Annotated in this window: 12 protein-coding genes; 10 read left to right on the top strand and 2 right to left on the bottom strand. The window is 53.3% G+C overall.

From position 1 onward, the window contains the following. Positions 1 to 128 precede the first annotated feature (128 nt). From terL to DHN12_RS18165, 8 genes are all read left to right on the top strand, one after another. Complete coding sequence (gene terL, locus DHN12_RS18200; RefSeq protein WP_159090067.1) at positions 129 to 1,244, top strand: phage terminase large subunit; 1,116 nt, start codon at positions 129 to 131, stop codon at positions 1,242 to 1,244. A gap of 587 nt (positions 1,245 to 1,831) precedes the next feature. Next, positions 1,832 to 3,376: a tannase/feruloyl esterase family alpha/beta hydrolase gene (locus tag DHN12_RS18195; protein WP_058271399.1), complete on the top strand. Its 1,545-nt coding sequence runs from the start codon at positions 1,832 to 1,834 to the stop codon at positions 3,374 to 3,376. Positions 3,377 to 3,476: 100 nt separating this feature from the next. Next, positions 3,477 to 5,360 carry an alkyl sulfatase dimerization domain-containing protein gene (locus DHN12_RS18190; RefSeq protein WP_159090066.1) on the top strand — a complete coding sequence of 628 codons (1,884 nt, stop codon included), beginning with the start codon at positions 3,477 to 3,479 and terminating at the stop codon, positions 5,358 to 5,360. Between the two features lie 194 nt (positions 5,361 to 5,554). Further along, positions 5,555 to 6,766, top strand: coding sequence for an MFS transporter (locus DHN12_RS18185; RefSeq protein WP_058271397.1), 1,212 nt, complete (start codon positions 5,555 to 5,557; stop codon positions 6,764 to 6,766). A 9-nt stretch (positions 6,767 to 6,775) separates the two neighbouring features. Continuing rightward, entirely contained in the window at positions 6,776 to 7,897 is a 1,122-nt protein-coding gene (locus DHN12_RS18180) for a calcium:proton antiporter (RefSeq protein ID WP_058271396.1), read from the top strand. 367 nt (positions 7,898 to 8,264) lie between these two features. Further along, positions 8,265 to 9,689 (top strand): mechanosensitive ion channel family protein, encoded by a 1,425-nt coding sequence (locus DHN12_RS18175; RefSeq protein WP_108861463.1) that lies wholly within the window; start codon positions 8,265 to 8,267, stop codon positions 9,687 to 9,689. 78 nt (positions 9,690 to 9,767) lie between these two features. Next, positions 9,768 to 10,271, top strand: a complete 504-nt coding sequence (locus DHN12_RS18170; protein ID WP_108861462.1) for a DUF3124 domain-containing protein — start codon at positions 9,768 to 9,770, stop codon at positions 10,269 to 10,271. 244 nt (positions 10,272 to 10,515) lie between these two features. Beyond that, positions 10,516 to 10,881, top strand: a complete 366-nt coding sequence (locus tag DHN12_RS18165; RefSeq protein WP_108861461.1) for a hypothetical protein — start codon at positions 10,516 to 10,518, stop codon at positions 10,879 to 10,881. Positions 10,882 to 11,071: 190 nt separating this feature from the next. On the opposite strand, the gene DHN12_RS24485 is transcribed toward DHN12_RS18165, so the two are convergent. Next, positions 11,072 to 11,335 (bottom strand): hypothetical protein, encoded by a 264-nt coding sequence (locus tag DHN12_RS24485; protein WP_159090064.1) that lies wholly within the window; start codon positions 11,333 to 11,335, stop codon positions 11,072 to 11,074. Between the two features lie 77 nt (positions 11,336 to 11,412). Then, a complete protein-coding gene (locus tag DHN12_RS18160; protein ID WP_108861460.1) occupies positions 11,413 to 12,837 on the bottom strand; it encodes a DUF1214 domain-containing protein in 1,425 nt (474 codons plus the stop codon). A 237-nt stretch (positions 12,838 to 13,074) separates the two neighbouring features. Here DHN12_RS18160 and DHN12_RS18155 point away from each other — a divergent pair, with 237 nt between their 5' ends. Beyond that, positions 13,075 to 14,466 (top strand): DUF1214 domain-containing protein, encoded by a 1,392-nt coding sequence (locus tag DHN12_RS18155; RefSeq protein ID WP_108861459.1) that lies wholly within the window; start codon positions 13,075 to 13,077, stop codon positions 14,464 to 14,466. Between the two features lie 418 nt (positions 14,467 to 14,884). After that, entirely contained in the window at positions 14,885 to 15,592 is a 708-nt protein-coding gene (locus DHN12_RS18145; RefSeq protein ID WP_058271395.1) for an IS6 family transposase, read from the top strand. The last annotated feature ends 12 nt before the right edge of the window (positions 15,593 to 15,604 follow it).

The raw sequence follows: 15,604 nt of genomic DNA, 5'->3' as shown, positions 1-15,604 counted from the left end.
GCCTAGTTCGAATTAGTCTGACAGCACCAGTGGTTGTTGTCAGTTACGGCAAAGATCTGGCGCGCGAACATGCCGAACAGTTTCGACGGCTGGTGACCAGCCCGTTTTATCAGCGCCTCTTTCCAAAGATGAAGGTCGATCCCAAACACAACCGGTTCGAACATATGAAAACCACTAAAGGAGGCGGGCGCAAATCTGTCTCTCTTGGCGGCGGCATAACTGGCTTCGGTGCAAACCTCATTATCATCGATGATCTGGGTAAACCCTCCGAAATGCGCCACGATACGTACCGGCAGGAGTTGCGTGACTTCTTCGATCAGACCCTGTTCTCACGGCTGAACGACAAGCGCACGGACCGTATTGTCTCGATCCAGCAGCGATTGCACCCGGATGACTTCTCCGCCTACCTTTTGGAAAAGGACACATTTGACCATTTGTGCCTGCCGTCTATCGCGGAGATCCCGGAAGAGATCCCGCTCTACAACAACCGGGTGCTGACGCGTCGGCCAGGAGATTTGTTGAACCCAGAGCGGGAACCGCAGGAGGTTCTTGATCGGATTAAGGCCGACATAGGCAATTTTGCCTTCCAGGCACAGTATCAACAAAACCCAACGGACGGTGAAAACGAATTTCTCTCAATGTCCGATTTGCATCTGGTGGAAACTTTGCCGGACGAAAGCGTGTTTGTCCGGCGGGTCCAGAGCTGGGATACAGCGGCGAAGGATAGTCCGCGTTCGGACTTTACGGTTGGGCTGACCTTTGGTTGGCATGCGTATGAAGAGAGATGGTATTTGCTCGACGTCTTTCGTGCTCGAACGAACTACACTCAGGTGCGGAACGCTGTTCTTCGATTGCGCAAGCAATGGCGCGCTGACAGAGTCCTGATTGAATCCTCGGCGATGGGTATCCACCTTCTGGATGAATTGAAGCGCACTGCAGCAGGTGTCTACATGCCMGTCAACGTTGTCACTAGCAAGCTGGACCGCTTCATCCCACAGACCGACTGGATTAAATCTGGCAAGTTAGTCATCCCCACCGACAAGCCCTGGTTTGATGAGTTCCGCAGGGAACTGCTGGCGTTTCCGGACGCTCTCAAAGATGATCAGGTGGATGCCCTGACCCAGTTCGCTGAATACATGCGTCGAAGCCAAGGGACATATCTCGATACAGATCCTTACACAGGCCGCCGCCAAGGCAACTATCGACCCGAACGACCAAGAAGGGAAGATCGCATGCGGTTCTGACGCCACGCCAAAGCGCTTTCAAGCGACCTCGGGTTGGATATCAAATCTTCGACCTCGAACGTCTGCGATGAAGCGCAAAGCTGCCGTAAGGGCCAACTGCAGCGAAGGTCTGCTCCGAGCCCAAAGCCGAAGTGCTCCTCCGCTGACGCTCGCTTATGCAGCAATACGAACACTAAAACTGTAAACAGCGCCGCAAAGAGAAAAGCGGCCGTTCATCCACAGCGCAGCAAGATTTGGGACGTCAATTTCTGCTATGCGGGGACAATCTCGCCGTTAGCAGCGGCGCAGTATTGGTGGTTGCTTTGAACTTCGGCTATTGCCATTGAAGCTTGTCCATCTGGCAAGGTTGCCGAAATCACAATCGACTCGCACCGCGACAAGAAAACACTTGTGAGCCAAAGACCTACCGTTGTTAGCAAACAAAAAGAGACAGCATCTGGCAAACTCTAAGCCAAAGGTGTGGCCACTCGACATTCACAGTCTTCAATCATTACACTGGCATCAGACAAGTCTGAGATCATGAGGAAGAGCTCAAAATGAAGGTACAGTCCATTGCTGCCGGTTTTGGTGCGCACAAAATGAGACTAATGGCAGTAACTACCGCGCTTGCTGCCTCAGCGACTGCGTCAGTCGCAAGCACGGGTGAATGCAATGTTGCGGGCATTCCCAGCTTTCCCGATATGAGCGTTATTTCGGCCGATGCTGTATCTGAACCTGCTGCTTACTGCCGCGTCATCGGCAGAATAGGAACAGAAACCGAATTTGAACTGCTGCTGCCGGATGAGTGGAACGGAAAGTTCATCATGGGTGGCAGCGGCGGATTCGCTGGCAACTTCGACAACATGGCAAACGACGCCTTTAACGTCGTTACGGATGGGTGGGCGACGGTCTCGACCGATACCGGGCACAAGGGCAGCAACATTGTCGCATCTTGGGCGTTGAACAACCTAGAGCGTCAGGTCTCTTTTGGGTTTCAGGCCGTTCACAGGACCGCCGTCACATCAAAGGCGATTATTGCCGACTTCTATGGGACTGAAAGCCAGCGAAACATTTTCCTTGGTTGTTCCCGTGGTGGTGGCCAGGCAATGATGGTAGCACAGCGATCCCCCGATGTGTTCGACGGGATCTATGCTGGAGCCCCCGCTTACTCCTGGACAAAGGAAATGGCTGGTCGTTGGACCCACGATGCTCAAATCATGTATCCAGATCCAAACCAGATCACGACGCCCGTGATTGATGCCGACGCGCTTGCCATTCTGGGTGGCGGGATCATGGAACATTGTGACGCTCTGGACGGACTCAAGGATGGAATTCTGAATGACCCGAGGCAGTGTGACTTTGATGTCGCGTCGCTGACCTGCGGCGAAGGCGAAACCAATCAATGCCTCAGCCCGGAACAGGTTGCAGCAGCGAAAGCCATTCACGGCGAAGCCGAGTTCGGTGGTATCTCGTGGCCGGGAACGCCGATGGGTGTGGAATTGCCCGGCAATCCGCTTGGTTGGTTGATTTGGATCTCCGGAGGCTATGTCGAGGGCGCAGAGATGGACTTTCACCCTGGCTCTGAACAAAGCGCGTTTGAAGAACCCCCGATCCCGAATGCCACTTGGGGATTTGCGACCCAGATGATGAAGTACTTCTTCTACAACGACCCTGATTGGACTTATGAGGGCTATGATTTCTCAGACTACGCTCATCACGCCGAACGCCTCAGTTCTTCGGTGGATGCCGACAATCCTGACCTTTCCGAATTCAGAGCCAATGGTGGAAAGCTCATCCTCGACAATGGTTGGATGGACGGATCACTGACCGCCTACGGAACAATAAACTACTATGAAAGTGTTCTGGCTCTAGATCCTACAGCCCGTGATGACGTGCGCTTGTTCGTTCGCCCAGGTGTTACCCATTGTAGTGGTGGACCAGGACCGGATGGCACAAACTACATTGCAGCTTTGGAAGAGTGGTTGGACACAGGCGTTGCTCCCGATCAACTGGATGCTCCCTTCGTGGACCCGAGGACGCGACAGCCCGACGGTCGAGGTGGGCGCATCATCTGCGCACACCCGTCAGTCGTGACCTACGATGGAAGCGGTGATCCCAACAGCCCAGAAAGTTTCCGTTGCGAAGTGCCGTAGCAGTAATCAGGGGAATTCTTCCCACGCGAACTCCCCGGTGAAACGAACGACATCATATCTGAAACACACTGCCACAATGGCAAACTCGAGGCCGGAGACTATGACTACAAGACGAAATTTTCTTCAAAGCGTGCCAGCGCTTGGAGCTTCTCTCGCGGCGGCGCCGCTGGGAACGATGAGCGCCGGAACAGCACGCGCTCAGAGCACCGTCTCATCGGTTGCGGACTCTGATCAAAGGCCACTGTCCTACCGAGGCAGTTTCGACAACAATAAAGCGGAGATGCCGAACGGGGGAGTTGCAAATGGTGACTACATAAACTGGCTAGTTTCCCAACCCGCCGAAGCGACAATTTTCGAGCCGCAGGAAGGAGTATGGTCGATCGTCGGCTATATGCTCGGGAATTTCACCTTCGTACAAGGAAAAACAGGGCTGATTGCTTTCGATGCTGGCAATAACATCGGCATGGGGCGCGAAATCCTTGCATTCCTTCGGTCAAAGACACAGCTTCCGATTGTTGCAATCATCTATTCGCATCATCACTACACTGCGGGCGCGCGCGCCTACGTAGAAGACAGCGGCGTTGACTTGCCCATTTTTGGGCACCCCGACGTTGACGCAAACCTACAGCTAACAGCCGGCGCGCTTGGGCCGATGCAGTTTCGCAGGGCAAGCCTTCAGCTTGGCTTCTATTTGCCGCACGACGGTCCAGATGCTTATGTTGGCCCAGCTGAACCGACATTCGACGATCCTGAGCTTCAGGCGAATGGTCACCTACCGGTGACGTACCCTGTTGCCGACGGCGAGGAAATCTTGATCGACGGATTGCGTGTCGTCTTCCACCACGCGGTTGGTGATACCCGGGATAGCGTGATCGTGCATTTCCCGGATTTGGACCTCGTGTTGCACAACACAAACGTCGTTCCTATGGCATTTTCCATGTATACGCTACGCGGCGATTTTTACCGCGCTCCGGACGATATGATTGCATCGATCGACAAAATGCGCGCCATTCGCCCTGGTGTCTTGGTCGGCTGTCACGGTGTGCCGCTTATTGGCGACGAGGCCTACGAAGTCATGACGGCGCATCGCGACTACTATTCATACATCTACAATCAGTCGGTCAGAGCCATTAATCGTGGAATGACGCCGGACCAAATGGTCGAGGCCATTCAAGTACCGGAGCACCTCGCCAATCATTCTTGGTTGTTCCCAGGATATGTCGAGCACGAGTACAATATTCGAGGCGTTTACAGAGGTATCGTTGGCTGGTTTGCCGAGGACACCGCCGATTTGCATCCTCCTACAGATGCCGAACTCGGCAGCGTGATGATCGAAGGATTCGGTGGCGTCGATGTTGTCATCGACCGAGCGCGGGCCGCCTTCGAAGAGAGAAAGTACAATCTGACTGCGAAGCTTCTAAGCTTTGTTCTCGCGGTTGATCCAGGAAACACAGACGCTCTCCAACTCAAGGCGGACGCGCTGCGAGCCATGGGGCAAGCCGCCCAAGCAGGCATTCAGGCCCGAAACTTTTTCCTGACCCATGCTCTCCACCTCGAAGGCAAACTCGATTGGAAGCAACCGCCGGAAATTGGATTTTTCTCCCCTCCTGGTGTTGACTTGGTCATGAAAACGCCGCCAGGCACCTATCTCAAGCTGTTAGAATTCAACGTCGACCCTGTGAACAGCGCAAACGTTGAAGCCATCGCCAAGTTTACATTCACCGATGTGGGGGAGTCGTGGGCCGTGCATGTTCGACGCGGTGTCGTTGAAGTTAATGAGGGGTTCTCGACAACGGTCGATGTTGAGGTCGAGCTAAACCGAAAGGTCTGGGCTCGCATCGCTCTTCGGGAAATCTCGCTGGCAGACGCGGTCGCTTCCGGCGATGCAGTTGTCACGGGTGAGCAATCCACGATGGAAGCGATCGTCAACTCCTTTGACCGCATCCCGACGCGCCAGCCTGAACCGGAGCACATGAACCTTTAATCGTCGACTTCTGGCGAGTTCTCAATTTGTTTCTTCGGCCAATGGGCTTGACCCAGACGGTATGGCAGTTGCCGCCGCGTACGAAAAACTACAAGTAAAAATAATGAGCTGGACCGAAAGTTGTGGCAGTTAGAAAACAAGATCCAACTAGCTTTAACGCAAAACTTCTGACACTGAGGTCGCTCTTCATTGGAATGGCCTCCGTTCAGATCGTAACGGCCGCGTCTGCGACTCTTGTTGCATTGTATTTTGCCGAAACCGGTGCGTCGCAAGAGGTAGCCGCGCTCGCACCGGCGTTCTATTCACTAGGATTTCTTGTCGGGTGTTTCTATATCGCTGGCTGGCTCAGCGCGATCGGCCATATTAGATCATTCGCGGCTGGAGCCGGGATTTGCACGGCCTCAGCACTGGCCTTTTCCGTAAGCGACTCTGTACCGTTCCTTTTGGTCGTCCGTTTTGCGATCGGAGTTGCGACGGCGGGATTATTCGCCATCGGAGATGCTTGGATTAGCGAGTCAGCCGACAAAGAAAGTCGTGGCAGGTTGCTCGCGATCTACGCGATTGTGCTTGGCACGATGTCAGTGGCCAGTCAGTTCTTGATACAATTGCTGCCGGGCGACCTAGACGAAGCTTTTGTTCTCATTTCCATGCTGTATTGCCTTGCCATCGTTGTTCTTTCCGCGGCCCAAACGGATCCTCCAGCCCTGAAGTCCAATGCAAATGTCCGAATAAAAGCAATGTTCCAGGACTCGCCAACAGCATGGGTTGGTGCGTTCGTGGTGGGTATGGTCGCCACAACACTCTTAAGTGTGGCGCCCTATCACGCAGCAGTTCTGGGCATCGAAACAAGAGATATCGGCCTTGCAATCGGGGTTCTCTACCTTGGGCGGATCGTGTTCATGTATCCATTGGGGAACCTGTCTGACCGAATTGATCGTCGCTTGGTCATTATGATGAGCAGCGTTCTTGCGGCTTTCCTGCTGGCGAGCGTTGCGGTTCTCGGATCTGGCGATGAGACCGCCTACATCCTAGCAGCCGGGCCCGGTTGGCAAGTATTGCAACTGGCCGCTTTTCTTCTTTTAGGGGGATCTCTGCTAACCTTGTATTCGTTGCTCGCAGCTCACGCGATGGATCGCACGCCACCTGTTTTTGTTGCGTCTGCTTCCGTTACGATGCTTTTTGTGAGCACCGTGGGTGCCATTGTTGGGCCTCTCTTGGCTGGTGCGGTTTCGGGAATTTTTGGCGACATCTCGCTATTCTGGTTTCTTGTATTGATTACGATCAGCTACGCTGGATTTGCCGGTCTCAGGCTGATACGAAAGGATGCTGCAGCGAGTGCTGAGAAAACTCACCATAAAGTCGCACAAACAAACAGCGTCGAGCTGACACCGGAATTAAAGAGATAGGAAAAATCGATGGCTCATGGAGGCGACAACACACTTCGAGCCGAATGGCCAACCGGGCTCATCTGGCTGACTTTTGCTGCGATGTCTTTGATCGGAGACGCCTTAAAGCCTGATATTATCGGTTCGGGCGCTTCTTGGATTATGCTCGGCGTGATTTTCGCGATTATGCTCGGTACTGTCTTTCGAGTTGTTCATCATGCCGAATGCCTGGCGATCATTTTCGGCGAGCCCTTTGGTACGCTAATTCTGACGCTTTCAGTCATCGGGATCGAGGTCGCCCTTATTACCGCCGTCATGCTAAACGGCGACAACAACCCGACCTTGGCGCGGGACACGATGTTCTCTGTTCTGATGATCGTTATGAACGGCCTCGTTGGCCTCAGCTTGTTGATCGGCGGTCTCCGGCACGGGCTTCAGGTTTTCAACTTGTCGGGTGCCAACGCCTATCTAGTCGTTCTGCTGCCGATTGCGTTGACGAGTCTCGTTCTTCCCAGCTTTACGACTTCAGCCGAGGGCGGAGGGTTGTCGCCCTTACAAGCAGGGTTTCAAGTCGTAATGTCCTTGGTGCTCTACTGCATCTTTCTGGCATACCAAACGCTCGGGAAACCGGAAATATTTCGCCAGCCGGCAGATGAGATTCCGACAACTGCAGGTTCGTCCATTCATAATCTGGAAACCAAAAGTATTGGCTATCATGTGGCTGGCCTTCTACTGGCAATGCTCCCGATCGTATTGCTGTCCAAGATGCTGGCTGTATACGTAGACTTTAAGATCGCAGAACTCGGTGCGCCTGTCGCGCTTGGAGGGTTCCTGGTGGCTGCAATGATCCTCACGCCCGAGGCGCTGGCTGCTCTGGATTCCGCACGGGCCAACCAGTTACAACGCGCCGTGAATATCTGCTTGGGTTCAGCCGTTGCGACTATCGGCTTAACAGTCCCGGCGGTACTTGTCGCATCAACGATGTTTGGCCTTCCGATTGAACTCGGCCTGGAACCAGCCGAAATTGTACTGCTCGCTCTTACTCTCGCGATTAGCATTGTTACCTTTGTGGGGACCCGAACCAATTCACTGCAAGGGGTAGTACACTTGGCAGCCTTTTTTACTTTCGTGGTTTTGATTTTTGACACTTAAAGCACAGAGCCCACTACACAGCATACCCAAAGCACTTCCGCCAATGGGATGAACTCGCTGCTTTCCCCTGTGGATTAACCTGAAAGGGTTTACCCTGTACACAACAAACCAGCCAGATGTTTGAGCCTCACAAATTGGGGTTCCCAAGCGCGGTTGTGGCACCAAAGTTGCGCTGATTTCGCCGCAGTGAAAGTGAATTCTGGAAATTGTCCGGACCGGAACGCTGTAGGAAAGAGCAACTCCGGCTGTTCCCCGCTGCGACAAGTTAAATTGCGGATCGCAAGAGTATGTCTGTTTACCGGCACTTGAAGCAATAAAGCCGAAAAGGTACTGGTTTCAGCCAGCGCAGAAATGAGGGACCATCGCAATGGCTACAGTCGGCTTCTTCCAACACCCTCCATCAGTGAGAAGTAGAACCATACCAACGGGAACGGAAGATGCATCTGTTGCCGTACATGTTTTTGCAGTGCTGCTGTCCGTGGTGTTGATCGCCATGCCAGTCCCGGTCGCGTCGCAAACGCAAAATTCCTCGACACCAAGCGCGAGTGAAGAGCCTAATGCGCCGGAGGGTGATCGAAATCAATCTTACGTTGAAGCTGCGACCGATCCAGATGTCAGCAATGCTGATTTGAGGAAAATGTTAACGCCGTTGACCGCCGCGCAAATTTCACAGGTCACAGAAGGTTGGCAAATAATACTTCAGGAAAACGTTCAGAGAACCGTCGATCTGCAACGTTCGCTCAAGAACTTGGACAACGCCGAAACGCAAATAGCGCGAAGAAATCTCGTTGAGCTCGATGACGACAGAAGCCGCATTCAACGGAACTATTCCTCAGCCTTGCAGGCGTGGACAAAGAAAGGAGGGTCAGTTGAGGAAACCAAGCCCTACCGCGATTACCTTACTGCTTTGACGTCCGAACTCATTTACGTAACGGACAATTGGGCACTGGTTGAGAGCGCTGTCCGTTGGACGTTTTCCACAAGCGGTGGCCTTGATTTCATTAAGAAAATCGGGATAGTAGTGTTTTCGATATGGGCCATAAGGTTGGCTGCCCGCGTATTGGCCCGAATGAGCAAGAAGGCCTTGGATCGGCAGCGCGAGTTATCTGAGGCATTGAAAAGTTTTGTTCCCAGGATTGTTTACTGGGGAACATTTGTAGTGGGACTGATGTTTCTTCTCTCTGGGCTGGGATTTTACCTGGGACCCATTTTGACAGTGTTCGGCGGTCTGTCGATTGTCGTTGCGTTTGCAATGCAGGAAACTTTGGGGAATCTGGCCGCCGGTTTGATGATCATGGTGTTCAAGCCATTTGATTTTGGAGATTTCGTTGAAATGTCCGGAATTTCTGGCGAAGTCTATGGTATGAGCATCATTTCAACAACCATACGGACCTTTGATAACAAGTTCATTATTGTCCCGAACTCGACGATTTGGGGGGATGTGATAACCAATGTGAACGCAGCTAAAACACGCCGGGTCGATATGGTGTTCCGAATTGGGTATGAGGATGACGTCGATAAGGCCAAGGCTATTCTGATGGACCTCTGCACCACCCATGAAAAAGTTCTGGAAACCCCCGCACCGTCAGTTTTCATGGCCGCAATCGACGAGTCTTCCGTGAACCTGAACTGCCGACCTTGGGTGGCAACCGCCGACTATTGGTCCGTCTACTGGGACCTTATCGACCAAGGAAAGAAGGCATTTGATGCCGAAGGTGTGTCCACACCGCTACCGCAAAAGCAGGTTCATATTGTCGACAAGTCGCCGCCAGACGATAAAACCTCGTACTGAACATAGATATTGAGTCAGGAGACAAGTAATGAAAACCCGGAGTGTTCTGATGCCCTTCGCTTCCACCGTCATAACGATATGAAACACCAGACCGTACGTCATCTCCCCAAAGCCAATCTATTGGCCGCAATATGCTCAATGGCTCTGGTTTTCCCAGTTAAAGGGGTACTTGCTCAGGAAGCCGAACCTTTTGCCCGGTTGAATGCTCAAACCCTTTTTGTCCCTGGATATTCTGAGGTTCTCACTCGTGAAGGATCGAGTGAACCGCTGGCATCCACCCTGTATATACACAATGTTGACCCGGAACTGAGTATTGCTGTCTTGGAAATCGAGTATCTCGATACAGATGGCGGTTTGGTAAAACGCCATCTTAACGGTGAAAAAGTGCTTGAGTCATTTCAGTCTATTAGAGTTTTGGTACCACTCGGGTCGACACAAAACGCCCATGGTGGAAATTTCGTGGTGAAATGGGAAGCAGAAGACGCGGTTCTTCAACCAATCGTTGAAGCCCTTATCGTCGGCGGAAACGGCACCCACGGCATTTCTTTCATCTCCAAAGCACGCGTGCTGTCTCAAAGATAATATTGAATTGGGAAGTTTGGCGTCGAAGGATGCTTCACGCAAAGCAAGATTGGCTTAGGGCAACCAAATTTAGGCCGTCTGAGGCTCTTTGTGAGGTCAGCCAGAGTCTCACTCTTCACAAAACTGCCAGCTACCTTCTGAACTACTCTGATATCGTAACATAAGCCCCTAACACTTTAGGCTGCATAGTGACTTCAAATGAAACCGACACTACTGTTGCGTCGACGATAACCAGAGGCACGAAATGGCACAAATACTGATCACTTTGAAAGTAAACCCTTCGGAAGAGACCGTGATCTCTGAAGAAACGGTAGAAATGTCTTTCGGTGACCACGACTGGGACAGACGACGAACATCGATAAGCAATACTTTCGACTGTAAGGGCCTGACGTTCGTAGAGTTTCCACCAGGATATACAGATAGAGATCGGGTGCTTGATTGCCCGAGAATAGTTTTCTGCCTTGCTGGGCAGATGAAGTTGGAAGTTCCCAGTGGAGACTTCAGAATATTGCAAGCAGGCGATGTTTTGAAAGTCTATCTTCCCGAGCCGCCGGATTTTTCACTTTCGATCGTCGGTAAGGACAGGTTTCGGTGTGCTGTGGCGATGTAAAACTAAAGAACCAAGTGAGCGAAAGAACAAATCCGCAAAGTCCCGCGTCTTGATAGTTATGACACTCTGCAGCGAAAATGCGGTTTGGATTTGACGTCATGGAGCCAGATTGAATGACCGCATTAGCGACGTGGGCTGCAAGGCAGCGACAGACATACCGCAAACGCGTGGCCATGCTGCGTCAGCAAAGTCAGAAAGACGAATGTCGGTAAAGTCCGCAAAGTGGTCGTTCATGCCCAGTGCAGCGAACGACCTCATTGAGCCCAAATTGACCGATGCTGTGAAACGCACCGACGGCAGCTTTGCGCAGGTAGCGCCCTTTGCAAAGCCCGACTTTCAGCCTGTTAACAATGCCTACGACCGCTGCGTTGCCGCATGAAAAGCGGTCGTTGATGAGAGGTGCGACGAGCTTTTGGGTGCAGATGTCGGCGGAGCGGACGAAGCGGTCGGTCACGATTGCAAACCTAGGGATTTTGCGGCCAATGATTTGGGTGGAACATGAGCCTGCGCGCGCCACACCAAACGAACTGCCTATTGCTTCGAAATATTTGGCAGAATCCAGCTATCGTCATACCAAGCATCTGTCGGCCCGTAGGTGCGGAACCAAATCATGTAGCCTTCACCTGGGTTCGTTTCGACCCAATTGCGCATAGCGACCCCATCAGGTTGCTCGGGCGCAAAGTGAAGGACAGCGGACCCGTCATCTTCAAACTCAAGATCTTCTGCGTAGGAATTTACGCCCCAGCGGAAACTCTCGTTTTTTAACATTGAGCGATACTCGGCGTCGTAGAGGATGATCGACCAGAAGTCATCGGCCGGAGGCTCAGCGGGGATGGTCAATGTGTAGTGGTTGCCACCGTCGAGCCATTGGCCTTCAGAATCCTTGGAGGAATAGATGTATTGTGAACCGGTACCCCGTGGCGGGCGCGTCATACCTACCGAGTTAAAGGTCGCCATGTGCGACCAGACCTGGTGCTGCGAGGACGAGTAGACGCCATTGGCGCGGTCGGTGAAGTTCTCGTCGGCATAATTATTTGCCCACTGCCACGAACTCTCATCCGGCCACTTGAAAGAATTTGGGGCGCGGTTGTTGAAGGTTCTTGTGCGCTGGTTGATGTCGCCGATTGCAGCCGCTTCATTCATAAGTGTGGGATCGACCGTCCCATCGAAGAAGCCCGCGTCGTAGAGCAAGCTGTAGAGGCCCTCGCGCATCGGGTTTGCGTTCGGCCCATTCAACTCGAAATACTGCCGGACCATCGGTAGGACGTCCTCCTTCTCGTAGAGCATGTCCATCGGCTGGCCATTGGTCATGCTTTCCGAGGTATTGTAGAAGGTCGTTTCCGGTGGGTTGGCCGCGTCCGAGAGGCTGTATGTCCTGATACCCGCCTGCATATTGGCGACCGCAGCTTCGGTATCGCCATCTTCGACGAAGCCTCGCAACAACCAAAGGATCGTATTCGCCGGGCTTTCAAAATGATAGTAGCCGTCCGGAATCTCTCCGACGTAGCCCGGCGCGGTGAAGAGGTACCTACCGCCTTGCCCTCTATCAGGACCCAGCCCGCCGATATCCGTGATGTTCCACCAACCCGGTACGTTGGCCATACCCTGCATGCCCTGAGGCACCTCGACCACCACTGCGCCGCCTTGTTCCGAAAGGTTTACCGGGTGAACAGCGTAGATGGTCTCAGAGTTGGCAGTCAAAACGATTTGACGGCTATCGACCGACGTTTCCATGATCCCTACGTTCTGCTGGGTTGAGCCTTCTTTTAGATAGGCGTTGTAAACTGAAAGGAAGCCAACTTCGGGATGCATATCAGAATAGGCGCGAACCAATGTCTGCAAATCCATCTCCCGATAGATTTCGGTCGCATCAAGGGGTGGGAAACCCTCAGGTTGCGCAGAAATCGGAGAGGCCAAGCAGACGGCGAGCACTGCAGCAAAGGAAAAACGGGACATATACGGTCTCCAAAAAGCCGATTGGTGAGAGCTTGGCAAAAACGATAGCCCAAAAAACGGGATCCGCAAAAGGGGCTTACCCGCAAAGGGTCTCCGCACTCAGCAGTTCTTCGCGCAGCGCGGCCTGAGATCTTTGGCAGAGGTCAACCCAAGGCCATCCTCGGCTTGGATGCCGACTCGACAATGCTAGATGCCCAACCCATAGTCGCCGAAACCACTCGATTGTGAGTATGCACTATGAAGCTGATTTCCATTCTATCCTTGGCTGCAGGAGTAGCGATGGCCGTTGCACCAGCGTCCGCGACCGAACGAGACTTTGAACGAGAGAGGTTTGAGCGACGTGCATATGAGAGCGCCTTGTGGGCGCAACCGCTAGTTGCGGGAAATCAGATGATTGCCGGTGCAATTGACGCGGGCCAAGAACTCAATCAGGTCGCGTTTTTCTCGCAACCTCCCAACTGGAAGTTTCAAGCGCCCACACCAAACAATTCCACGCCCTACGCTGCTCTCATTTATGATTTGAAGGACGGCCCTGTGGTGGTGGAAATTCCTGCGGCCACGGAAGAGTACAGCATCTTTGGCACCTTTCTCGATGTCTGGCAGCAGCCGGTTGTCGATGTCGGCCCGCGCGGGGATGACAACGGTGAGGGCGGCAAATACTTCCTCTATGCAGCAAACACCGACACTAAAGTACCCGACGGATACTTTCCCGTGCCTCTCGAAACCTATCGGGGCTATGGAAATCTACGCATTATCACGCCGGATTTGGAGCCTTCGACTTTGAAAGCGGCCGAGGCTTACATCAAGAACGGCATCCAGCAGTACCCTTATGGCAGCGATGAACGTTTGCCGCATATGGACGTCTACGATGCTCTGTACACGTCGCAATTTCCGTTCGACAGCACCTTCTTTGATAGGCTGCAAGAAATCATCAATCACGAGGAGGTTCGAGAGGTCGACAAATACCCGATGGGTATGTTGAGCAGCATCGGAATTGAGCGTGGCGGCAGTTTCAATCCTACCGATGCGGAACGTGCGATCCTCGATGAAGTCATGGCGCGGGTTCACGTGGAACTACAGCACAGCCTGAGCGTTATACCTCCCCTGCGGTGGGGGGATGCCACCCAATGGACACAACCGGTCGCAAACTCAATGATCGGGACGATGATGACCTACGAGGACGAAAACAAAGTCTACATCGATGATCGGGCGTTCACCTACTACACATACATTGCGCCTCCGGTGCAGCTCGGCTCCGCCACCGCCTACCTGATGGCTACTCGTGACGTCTCCGGAGCGCCGTTGGAGGGTGACAGAAACTACAAACTTACCGTCCCTGCAGATGTTCCCGTAGAGCAGTTTTGGTCAATTCTCGTGTACGATGTGGCCACAGCCTCCTACATCCGAGGCGCGGACCCAATCGGCCTCGCGTCAACTGAAAGCCCTACACCCAAGGTCAACGATGACGGAACTGTTGACGTTTACTTTGGCCCGGAAGCGCTGAACGACGGCGTGAATTATCTTCCGACAGGCGGTGCTGAGAACTACTTCCTATTGTTCCGCTTCTACGGTCCGAAAGAGGCATACACAAACAACGGCTGGAAGCTAAACGATCTCGAGCCAATGTAGTGTTTGGAAACCTTTAGCTCACGGCGAGATTTGCCGAGTGCCAATCTGTGAGGCGATGGCCAATTTGCCGACGCCGCGCCTACACAATGACCGCTTGGTGCGCACAGCCGCCATTTGCGCCGGGCGCGGTATCGCCCTTATCGGCTGAGTGGACCTGAAGGTCTGCTCTTGGGAAATCTATCGCACCTGCAGCAGGGCCAGCGCTGCGTCTTGAATGAATGTCGTGGTTGGGGCTGGCAGGAGACATTGGAGCAGTTTCCGGCAACGGCAGCTAAGTCCGCAGAGTTGCCGTTCAAGCAAGTTGCAGCGAAAGACCGCTCTGCGGACAAAGCCGCCGTCAGCCGCACCGCAGCATTCAAAGGGTCTTGTCAGAAGAACTTTGCTTGAGCGGGGCAGGGCGGTTGCGTAGCTTTTGCCCATGACCAGGCCTGCCTCTTTCAAATACTTCAAAACCAGTCCCGAGATCATCCGCCTTGCGGTGATGTTGTACATCCGATTCCCGCTATCGCTTCGGAATGTCGAAGATCTGTTGCACGAGCGAGGCATCGATGTGAGCCACGAAACTGTCCGATATTGGTGGAATAGGTTTGGCCCGATGTTTGCTGCTGAGATAAGGCAGAAGCGTGTTCAGCAGCTGCGCGCGTTCTCCAAATGGAAGTGGCACGTGGACGAGGTTTTCGTGAAGGTGAATGGCAAGCGGCATTATCTTTGGCGGGCTGTTGATCACGAAGGCGAGGTGCTGGAAGTCGTTGTTACCAAACGCCGAAACAAGCAGGCTGCACTGAAATTCCTCAAGAAGTTAATGAAGCGACACGGCAAAGCGGAAACCGTCGTCACGGATCGCTTCGCCTCATACAGAGCCGCGCTCAGAGAACTGGGTGCATTCGAAAAACAGCAAACGGGCAGGTGGCTCAACAACCGAGTCGAGAACTCGCACCTGCCGTTTCGACGACGTGAGCGCGCGATGCAGCGTTTCAGGCGCATGCGAAGTTTGCAGAAATTCGCCTCCGTCCATTCCTCGGTCTACAACCACTTCAACCAGGAAAGATCGCTCACCAGCCGGGACACCTTCAAGCTGACACGCACCGCCGCTCTTAGCGAGTGGCGTCAACTTTGTTCCGGATAGGTTCACGGTTTC

This window comes from Ruegeria sp. Alg231-54 (assembly GCF_900143525.1).
Lineage (GTDB): Bacteria > Pseudomonadota > Alphaproteobacteria > Rhodobacterales > Rhodobacteraceae > Ruegeria.
The sequence above is the reverse complement of the archived record's forward strand: the minus strand, read 5'-3'. Positions and strand labels throughout refer to the sequence as shown.

What these genes read in the sequence shown, in the direction of transcription:
- DHN12_RS18190 (WP_159090066.1), top strand. Translation starts at nt 3,477, where the DNA reads ATGACTACAAGACGAAATTTTCTTCAAAGCGTGCCAGCGCTTGGAGCT.
- DHN12_RS18175 (WP_108861463.1), top strand. Translation starts at nt 8,265, where the DNA reads ATGGCTACAGTCGGCTTCTTCCAACACCCTCCATCAGTGAGAAGTAGA.
- DHN12_RS18170 (WP_108861462.1), top strand. Translation starts at nt 9,768, where the DNA reads ATGAAACACCAGACCGTACGTCATCTCCCCAAAGCCAATCTATTGGCC.
- DHN12_RS18155 (WP_108861459.1), top strand. Translation starts at nt 13,075, where the DNA reads ATGAAGCTGATTTCCATTCTATCCTTGGCTGCAGGAGTAGCGATGGCC.
- DHN12_RS18195 (WP_058271399.1), top strand. Translation starts at nt 1,832, where the DNA reads ATGGCAGTAACTACCGCGCTTGCTGCCTCAGCGACTGCGTCAGTCGCA.
- DHN12_RS18165 (WP_108861461.1), top strand. Translation starts at nt 10,516, where the DNA reads ATGGCACAAATACTGATCACTTTGAAAGTAAACCCTTCGGAAGAGACC.
- DHN12_RS18180 (WP_058271396.1), top strand. Translation starts at nt 6,776, where the DNA reads ATGGCTCATGGAGGCGACAACACACTTCGAGCCGAATGGCCAACCGGG.
- DHN12_RS18185 (WP_058271397.1), top strand. Translation starts at nt 5,555, where the DNA reads ATGGCCTCCGTTCAGATCGTAACGGCCGCGTCTGCGACTCTTGTTGCA.
- DHN12_RS18160 (WP_108861460.1), bottom strand. Translation starts at nt 12,837, where the DNA reads ATGTCCCGTTTTTCCTTTGCTGCAGTGCTCGCCGTCTGCTTGGCCTCT.
- DHN12_RS18145 (WP_058271395.1), top strand. Translation starts at nt 14,885, where the DNA reads ATGACCAGGCCTGCCTCTTTCAAATACTTCAAAACCAGTCCCGAGATC.